Here is an 8,141-nt window from a genome sequence, read left to right on the forward strand (position 1 = left end):
TTTTTTGCACATTACCCAAGTGATTTTGTGGCGGTTGCCTACGCCCTTTATATAGCACGCTCGCGCGACTGCCGGCGGAACCTCTCAGATCGCGCTCAGCGCTAGGGAACCAAGGGTCTTAGGATGAACGCGACGAGAGAGCACCTACTTGCATTCGTTTACAAACGGTCGTTTATTGGTGGTACATAAAATTGCAAACGGCCCAGTTTCATGCCCCTGATTGGCTATGCGCGCGTCTCCACCGAGGATCAGACCCCCCTGCCCCAGTCTGAGGCACTGCAGTCTGCGGGATGCGCCGAGATCTTTGAAGAGCACGCCTCGGGCGGCAATCGCGCGCGGCCCGTGCTTGCACGTGTGCTGGAGCGGATTGGCAAGGGCGACACGCTGGTCGTCGTGCGGATCGACCGGCTTGCGCGGTCTTTGTCGCACCTACTTGAGGTGATCGAAAGACTGGAAGGCAAGGGGGCGTTCTTCCGATCGCTCCAGGACCCGATCGACACTGCCTCGCCCCAGGGCAAGTTCACGTTGCAGGTTCTGGGCGCTGCGGCTGAGTTCGAACGCGCTCTGATCCGCGAGCGTACCAAAGCCGGACTTGCCTCGGCACGCTCAAAGGGCCGCGTAGGCGGCAACCCAGGTCTGCGCGCCAAGGACCCTGAAGCGCTGCGCAAGGTGCGGCTGGCGCGACAGGACGGCTACATGGAGCGCTTGAACGAAACTGCGCAGGATTGGGTGCCACATGTGCGCCGTTTGCGCCCCGATATGGCTTGGGAAGACGTCCTGCGGATCATCAATGGCCCCCTGCCCCATGATCGGCGCTGGACGCAAAGCCGCCTGCTCCGCGCCGTGAAGGCATACGTGGCGGACGGATTCCTGCCCGCTGAAGTGCTTGGACGCGCTGGACGTCGCGAAACCGACGATCGCCTGCCTGCGATTGTCGCCGCAATCAAAGGTGCTGACCCCGAGATCACCTTGCAGGCAATCGGCGACCGACTGGAATCCATGCGTGAGCGCACCCCTCGCGGTCGCACCAGCTGGCAGCCTTCCTCAGTCAGAATGCTGCTGGAGCGTGCAGAGCGCCTCGGCCTTTTGTAGGCGCTAATGGTCGGCAAACCACCCTGCTCGCTCGGCCCAAATCTTCCAGAATCATCGCCTCAATTGGACGAAAACCACGTAAATATCCAACAATGCCTTGGGGTTAGTTCGCGCGAGCAGAAATTATCTCGAAGGGTGTCGGCTTCGCCAGACACGGTCTTTATCGTTGGTAATCAATGCGTTATCTAGCATAAGCCCTGCGCGACCAAATTGGTGCTGTGGATAACTTTTCCACTACATCTAGATTCTTCTTGCCGGACTCAGATGTTCGTGGCATCTCCATTCTGACGGCAAAACGCGTCAGACGTGGCTTCGACCGTCAGAACGACATAGAGCCTTAGCAAAGGCCATGAGAGGCGGCAGAACATGGATGATCGAAATACGGGCTACGCGCAAGGCATAGGCTCTTCCGACATCGGAGCATTTGCAGACAGTCTTGCTGAGTCGCTTGACCGGCAGATGAAAGTTGCGTTCGAGCCAGAAGAGCGCAAGTCCTTGCGCCGCTTCAGCTCGACCGAGGTCGCCGAGTTGCTGCGCGTTAGTACGTCGAACCTGCGCAACCGCCACAAAGATGGCAGCTTCCCAGAAGTTCACACTGACGGTCGCGGTCATAGGTTCTACACGGCCGAAGAAGTTGACGACCTCCGCAACATTTTGGCGCGGACAGGCAAAAATGCTGACGCGTACAGACCTGGCCGCCGAGACGACGACCGTCTTCAGGTCATTTCGGTCGTGAATTTCAAAGGCGGGAGCTCGAAGACAACGGCGACGATCCATTTGGCACACAGGTATGCCCTGCGTGGCTACCGCGTGCTTGTGCTGGACCTCGACCCGCAAGCCAGTTTGACGACATTTTTCGGCTTCCGGCCTGAGCTCGAATTTGCCGAAGGCGGCACAATCTACGACGCATTGAGATACGATGATCAGGTTCCGCTCTCGGAGGTCATCCAGAAAACATACTTCCACAAGCTCGACATGGTCCCGGCTGGCTTGATGTTGTCCGAGTACGAAACCGAGACAGCGAATGCCCTTGCGCGCAGGGTTCAGCCGATTTTTGCAGAGCGTCTTGCTCTGGCGCTAGAGGAAGTCGACTCAGACTATGACATCGTGCTGATCGATTGCCCTCCGCAGTTGGGCTTCCTGACATTGACAGCATTGGCAGCGTCCACGGGCTTACTTGTGACGGTCGTCCCCGGCATGCTCGACATCGCTTCGATGAGCCAGTTCCTCAAACTCGCTTCGGAAACGGTCAAAGCCGTCGAAGAGGCGATTGGACGACATGTCACTTGGGACTTCGTAAAGTTCCTGATCACACGCTACGAGCCGTCGGACGGACCACAAACGCAAATGGCCGGGTACCTACGTTCAATCCTTGCGGGCCAAGTGATGACTGAACCGATGCTGAAGTCGACAGCCATTTCTGACGCCGGCATGACTCAGCAAACCATCTATGAGGTAGACCCGAGCCAGCTCATTCGGAAGACCATTGATCGGGCTTTGACCAGCGTGAACAGCGTTGCCGATGAGCTGGAGCAGACAATCCAAATGGCATGGGGGCGTCGCTGATGGCTCGAAATATCTTCAACCAGCCACCGAAAGACGAGAAAGAGTCGGCAGCCCCCTCCCCTGCCCCGGTCAAATCCTCGAAGCTACCTGGCTCGGTTGGCGGATTGCGGGACTCTCTCCGGGAAATCACTGCCAACTCAATCCGAGATATCGAACCCGACCGGATCGATATGGATGGCCTCCGGGATCGCCTGATCCTGGAAGATAGTAGCATTGAAGATCTCGCCGAAAGCATTCGCAAGCATGGTCAGCAAGTGCCGATCATGGTTCGCCCCTCTGACCAACCGGATCGATACCGCATCATCTACGGGCGTCGCAGACTTGCAGCCATTCGAAGAGTTGGTGGAACCGTCAAAGCGATCGTTCGAACGCTCGATGATGATGCTTCTCTGATCGCGCAAGGTCAGGAAAACAACCTGCGGCTGGATCCGTCCTTCATTGAAAAATCTCTTTTTATCAAAGAGATGCAGGAGGCCGGTTACAAGCCTGGCGTCATTCAGGACGCCCTAGGCCTCACCCGGCAAGGTGTGTCGAACCATCGTGTAGTCATCGAGCAGCTGCCTGACGAACTTGTCCGGCTTATCGGCCCGGCTCATGGCGTAGGTCGACGCCAATGGGGTGATCTTGCTGCACTTTCAGAGAAGGTTCCGCTTGTCGACATTGCGCGTGAGACACTTGCCTCTCTGCCTGACACCACTCCAAGCTCGGACAAGTTTCAAGCCGTCTATGTTGCTTGCTCCAGCAAGGCGCGTGGCGCAGCCGACCAAAGCGCCCGTGGCCAAACGACCGTGGTAAAGGACAATAGTGGTAGCCCTGTCGGCACACTTTCAGTCGATGGCAAGTCGATCGCTATCAAGATCACCCGCAAGGACAACCCGGAATTCGGCCAATGGCTCGAAGAGCGCGCGGAAACCACGCTGCGACAGCTTTTTGAACAATGGCAGAATGAGAGAGGCTCGGGGAGCTGATCCCCGGTCATAACCAAAAACACGAGCAGAGGAGAAAGGCGAAGACCAAAAAGAAAAGAGCCCCCCAAGGTTTCCCCCGGAGAGCCCTCATCATCTGATTAGCACCTGTGATGTAGCAATCTCCGACATACCGGTCAAGAGTCACCGATTCGGTGGACGTCTTTTTGTTGCCTTTTCTCGCCAAAAACAGCGGGAAGAGCCGGGGAAGTTGTGGGCCGCAACGGTCGTCGTTCAACAAACATGGCATTCACAAAGCTTTCCGTTCAGACCTTTGGCGTCGGCAAGGGCACCCCCGCCACGTCAACACCTGAAACCGACATCTGGGCAGTCTTCCGCGCGCTCAGAGATACTCGCAGCCTGTTCGGTCTCCGTCCAGGACATGTTCAAACGCTCCAAGCGATGCTGAGCTTTCTCAAGCCTGGGCATGGAGACACAGTCTTCGCTTCCAACGACGAGATCTGCCGTCGAGTTGGCGGGATCGATGAACGAACCCTCCGTAGGCACATCGATCGCTTTGTTGAACTCGGTTTCATGAAGCGCCACGACAGCCCAAATCGCAAAAGATACCGAGTGAAGTCCTCCGAAGGTCAGTCCATTAGCTATGGGTTGTCGCTGGCTCCGTTGCTCGCGCGTGCCGGCGAACTACTTGCGACAGCCCAAGCGATGGAAAACGCTCGTCGGGATCGCGTGTTCTTGCGAAAGCAAATCCTAACCAAACTTGCTCAGATCGACGAAGCTGACCCCGAGAACGAACTCACTCATCAGGTACGCCGAGTTCTTCGGAGGAAGCTCTCGATCGCGGAGTATCGTACTTTGCTCGGCGAACTGGAGGCACAATGCAAACAGATGTCCACCGCGGTGGACGCACCAGAAACAATGAAACTGCCCGCCAATGACGGGCAAACTGTCCGCCACCATTCTAAGTCTAAAAAAGAACAAAAAGATTTAGAAAGCGGGACCAACAGCCAAACACCTCCCCTGCAAACGCTCACAACCGTTTGTGACCAGGCTACATCGTTCGCAACGAACTCACTTAGGAACTGGCACGATGTCGAAAGCCACGCGAGAACGCTCGCTCCAATGATGGGAATCCACGAAAGCACCTTCGAAAAGGCTGCTAAGAAGATAGGCTCTCAAAAAGCATCATGCGCCATCTTCATAATTCTCCAGATGAGCAATCGCATCCGAGACTTTGGAGCGTATTTCCACAGCATCACGCTCGGTCGCAGAGAAACTGACTTCAACCCATCAATGTTGTTGGAGAGGCTTTCTCGTTCTGGGGCAGCAACTGCGTGATGTCCACCGCGGTGGACATGTTGAGAGATAGAGATGGGCTGTGAAAGGGGTGACGGGAAGTGAGATCGGGAGAGTGGCTTCCGGCGCCCGTCGCGGAGAAGATCTGATGGAGAAATCTGCCCAGAAAGTCACCCTGTCCCCGTCCCGGGACATTCCCATCGACAAGCTCGTGCTGAGCCAGTCCAACGTCCGGCGCATCAAGGCCGGCATCTCGGTCGAGGAACTGGCCGAAGACATCGCCCGCCGCGGGTTGCTGCAGAGCCTGAGCGTTCGGCCCGTTCTGGCGGATGATGGTTCCGAGACCGGTAAGTTTGAAATCCCCGCTGGCGGCCGACGCTTCCAGGCCCTGTCTCTCCTGGTGAAGCAGAAACGTCTGGCCAAGACCACGCCCATTCCCTGCATCGTGCGGGATGCCAAGTCCACGATCCTCGCCGAAGACGACTCGCTCGCTGAGAACATGCAACGCGCGGCCCTGCATCCGCTCGATCAATTCCGCGCCTTCGTGGCGCTGAGGGAGAAGGGTCAGGGCGATGAAGAGATCGCGGCCGCTTTCTTCGTCACGCCGCAGGTGGTCAAACAGCGCCTGAAACTCGCCGCTGTGGCCCCTGCCCTGCTCGAGCTCTATGCCGAGGACGAGATGACGTTGGAGCAGCTGATGGCCTTCACGATCAATCCGGATCACGAGCGTCAGGTTCAGGTCTGGGATGCGATCAAGTCGTCGTGGAACAAGGAGCCCTATCAGATCCGGCGCATGCTGACGGAAACCTCTGTCCGCGCCTCTGACCGTCGGGCTGTCTTTGTCGGCGTCGAGGCGTACGAGGCTGCTGGCGGCACCATGTTGCACGACCTCTTCCAGGGCGACGACGGCGGTTGGCTGGAAGACCCGGCCCTGCTCGACCGACTGGTCAGCGAGAAGCTACAGGCCGAAGCCGAAGCGATCGCGACCGAGGGCTGGAAGTGGATCGAGGTCTCTCTCGACTTGCCCTATGGCTACAGCCACGGCTTGCGCCGGCTCAATGGCGACCCGGCACCGATGACGGATGACGAAGGCGCGGCCCATGCCAAACTGCTTGCCGAGTACCGGGCGCTCGAGGAGGAATACGAGGGACAGGATGAGTTCCCCGAAGAGATCGACGCACGTCTTGGCGAGCTGGAAGTCGCGATGGAGAAGCTCGAGGCCCGGCCGCTGATCTTTGATGCAGAGGAGATCGGGCGGGCAGGGGCTTTCGTCACGCTTGATCGCTATGGCGAGCTTGCTGTCTATCGCGGCTTTGTCCGGCCCGAGGATGAGCCTCGGGAAGATGTTGACGTCTACAGTGGTGAACAGGCGGCAGACGGGCAGGGCGCTGAGCTTTCAGCTCCGAGCAGCGCGGATGGTGCCGGCCATGGCACGGTGATCACTTCTGCCGGTCAGGCGCTTGGTGCCAACGTGCCCGACGACGAGGACGATGGTGCGTTGAAGCCCTTGCCCGAGCGGCTGATCATGGAGTTGACGGCGCACCGGACATTGGCACTGCGGGAAGCTGTCGGACGCTCTCCTGACGTCGCGTTGACGCTGCTGCTCCTGAAGCTCGTGGGTGACACCTTCCGGACATTCAGTTCGGCCGGCAGCTGCCTCGAGGCTTCGGTCCGTCACGTCTACATGTCGGCGCAGGCGAGCGATCTGAAGGACAGCGTGGTGGCCAAGCTGGTGGACGATCGCCATGCGGAGTGGGAGGCCGACTTGCCGCTCGGCGACGATGCCGCGCTCTGGGACTACCTGACCTCCCTTGATCAAGGGAGCCGGCTGTCGCTGCTCGCGCATTGCCTCAGCTTCGGGGTCAACGCGCTCCATGAGAAGGTGAACCCCTATGGTGCCGGCATCTCCGCCAGCGGTTTGACCAAGCGCATGGCCCAGTCCGACTTGGTCGCACAGGCGGTCGATCTCGACATGGTCGAGGCGGGTTGGGAGCCGACGGTCGATACCTACCTGAACCGCGTGCCAAAGGTCCGGATCCTCGAGGCCGTGCGTGAGGCTAAAGGGGAGGGGACGGCGCAACTCCTCGATCACCTGAAGAAGGGCGAGATGGCGACCGAAGCCGAGCGTCTGCTGAAAGGCAGCGGTTGGTTGCCAGAGGTTCTTCGCCGTCACGACCTGGTAGCACTCGACGGTGCGGAAGGGCAGGGGGCGCCTGAGCCCGTCTCCGACGCCAGTCAGACCGAGGATGTCGACCTTCCCGCCTTCCTAACCGCTGACCTGCCGGGTGATGATGCGTCGATGATGGCTGCCGAGTGATCCGCGCCATCCGAGGGCGGGGAAACCCGCCCTCAATCACATTAAATACAATAATATCAATAAGATGAATGCAAAATGACGCATTCAGGATGAGGAATCATGTCTGCAACCACCATTCTCGAAACCGCGCCCCTGGGCGCGCTCATTCGCTACACCGATAGCACAACGAAACCGCCCGCCCGGTTCACAAAGAAGCTCGCGGCCTGGGAGCGCTCGAACGGCGTCGGCCGTCTCGTCAAGAAGGAGCCGCCGCGACCCTATCCGACCTGGACGGCGCCGGCGTCGTTCACGCTGCACGAGGGGAACTTCTCCTCGGACGGGGTCATACTCGTGACGATCATGCGGACCCATTCGGCTGACAGTGCCTTGACCTTCGAGGTCGCTGAGGAACCACAGCCTGGGCAGGTCCGTGTCCTGCTGGATTTTGGCGGTTGCACGGAGCTGCTCCACCTGGCCGAGTCTGTCACGGCTGCCGAACTCTGGATCGCCAAAGAAGGCTATCGCAACGCGCGGCTGGAGATCGTCGGCAGCGAGGACGGCGATAGGGCAGGGGGCGCGGAGCTTGCTGCCTGAGCCCATGTAGAACCCAAGGGGCCCGCCAAAGCGCGGGCCTCTCACTCATCACGACCCTTTCCCGCGAGATCGCGGGGCACCAAAGAATCCAATCCAACACGGAATGACGTATTCCTTGAAAAGCCTGCCCGGGAGGCTGGCGCCGATGGCATCAGCGGGACACCCGGCTCCAGTCAGCCGTCGCACCATCCCCCGCTCGCCATTCCCTTCCTTGCCCCGAATCCCGTCTTCGAGATCAACCCGCGAGGGGTCGGACTACGGGCAAGCCCGTGCCGCCGGGTGGATTCGGACGAGCCGAACGCACCCGGTGATGTCAGCCAGTCTTCGGGCCTGCGGGGTCCTGTCGCGCGGGGGATGGTCCCCCGCCTCTG

General features: G+C 59.3%; 6 protein-coding genes. All 6 read left to right on the forward strand.

What is annotated here, in order from left to right; genetic code table 11:
- The first annotated feature begins 210 nt into the window (after positions 1–210).
- The 6 genes from ACK8OU_RS17925 to ACK8OU_RS17950 all read left to right on the forward strand — a co-directional run bounded on the left by ACK8OU_RS17925 (position 211) and on the right by ACK8OU_RS17950 (position 7,770).
- A complete protein-coding gene (locus tag ACK8OU_RS17925; protein WP_410304728.1) occupies positions 211–1,092 on the forward strand; it encodes a recombinase family protein in 882 nt (293 codons plus the stop codon).
- A gap of 366 nt (positions 1,093–1,458) precedes the next feature.
- Positions 1,459–2,658: a plasmid partitioning protein RepA gene (repA, locus tag ACK8OU_RS17930; RefSeq protein WP_410304729.1), complete on the forward strand. Its 1,200-nt coding sequence runs from the start codon at positions 1,459–1,461 to the stop codon at positions 2,656–2,658.
- Complete coding sequence (gene repB / locus ACK8OU_RS17935; RefSeq protein ID WP_233678008.1) at positions 2,658–3,626, forward strand: plasmid partitioning protein RepB; 969 nt, start codon at positions 2,658–2,660, stop codon at positions 3,624–3,626. Before repA ends, repB begins: the two co-directional genes overlap by 1 nt.
- 240 nt (positions 3,627–3,866) lie before the next feature.
- Positions 3,867–4,922, forward strand: coding sequence for a plasmid replication protein RepC (gene repC, locus ACK8OU_RS17940; protein ID WP_410304730.1), 1,056 nt, complete (start codon positions 3,867–3,869; stop codon positions 4,920–4,922).
- A 106-nt stretch (positions 4,923–5,028) separates the two neighbouring features.
- On the forward strand, positions 5,029–7,197 hold the full coding sequence (locus ACK8OU_RS17945) for a ParB/RepB/Spo0J family partition protein (protein ID WP_410304731.1): 2,169 nt from the start codon (positions 5,029–5,031) through the stop codon (positions 7,195–7,197).
- A 99-nt stretch (positions 7,198–7,296) separates the two neighbouring features.
- Positions 7,297–7,770 carry a hypothetical protein gene (locus ACK8OU_RS17950; protein WP_353349666.1) on the forward strand — a complete coding sequence of 158 codons (474 nt, stop codon included), beginning with the start codon at positions 7,297–7,299 and terminating at the stop codon, positions 7,768–7,770.
- Positions 7,771–8,141 lie beyond the last annotated feature (371 nt).

Source organism: Pontitalea aquivivens (assembly GCF_046507575.1).
Lineage (GTDB): Bacteria > Pseudomonadota > Alphaproteobacteria > Rhodobacterales > Rhodobacteraceae > Pontitalea > Pontitalea aquivivens.

What these genes read in the sequence shown, in the direction of transcription:
- ACK8OU_RS17925 (WP_410304728.1), top strand. Translation starts at nt 211, where the DNA reads ATGCCCCTGATTGGCTATGCGCGCGTCTCCACCGAGGATCAGACCCCC.
- repA (WP_410304729.1), top strand. Translation starts at nt 1,459, where the DNA reads ATGGATGATCGAAATACGGGCTACGCGCAAGGCATAGGCTCTTCCGAC.
- repB (WP_233678008.1), top strand. Translation starts at nt 2,658, where the DNA reads ATGGCTCGAAATATCTTCAACCAGCCACCGAAAGACGAGAAAGAGTCG.
- repC (WP_410304730.1), top strand. Translation starts at nt 3,867, where the DNA reads ATGGCATTCACAAAGCTTTCCGTTCAGACCTTTGGCGTCGGCAAGGGC.
- ACK8OU_RS17945 (WP_410304731.1), top strand. Translation starts at nt 5,029, where the DNA reads ATGGAGAAATCTGCCCAGAAAGTCACCCTGTCCCCGTCCCGGGACATT.
- ACK8OU_RS17950 (WP_353349666.1), top strand. Translation starts at nt 7,297, where the DNA reads ATGTCTGCAACCACCATTCTCGAAACCGCGCCCCTGGGCGCGCTCATT.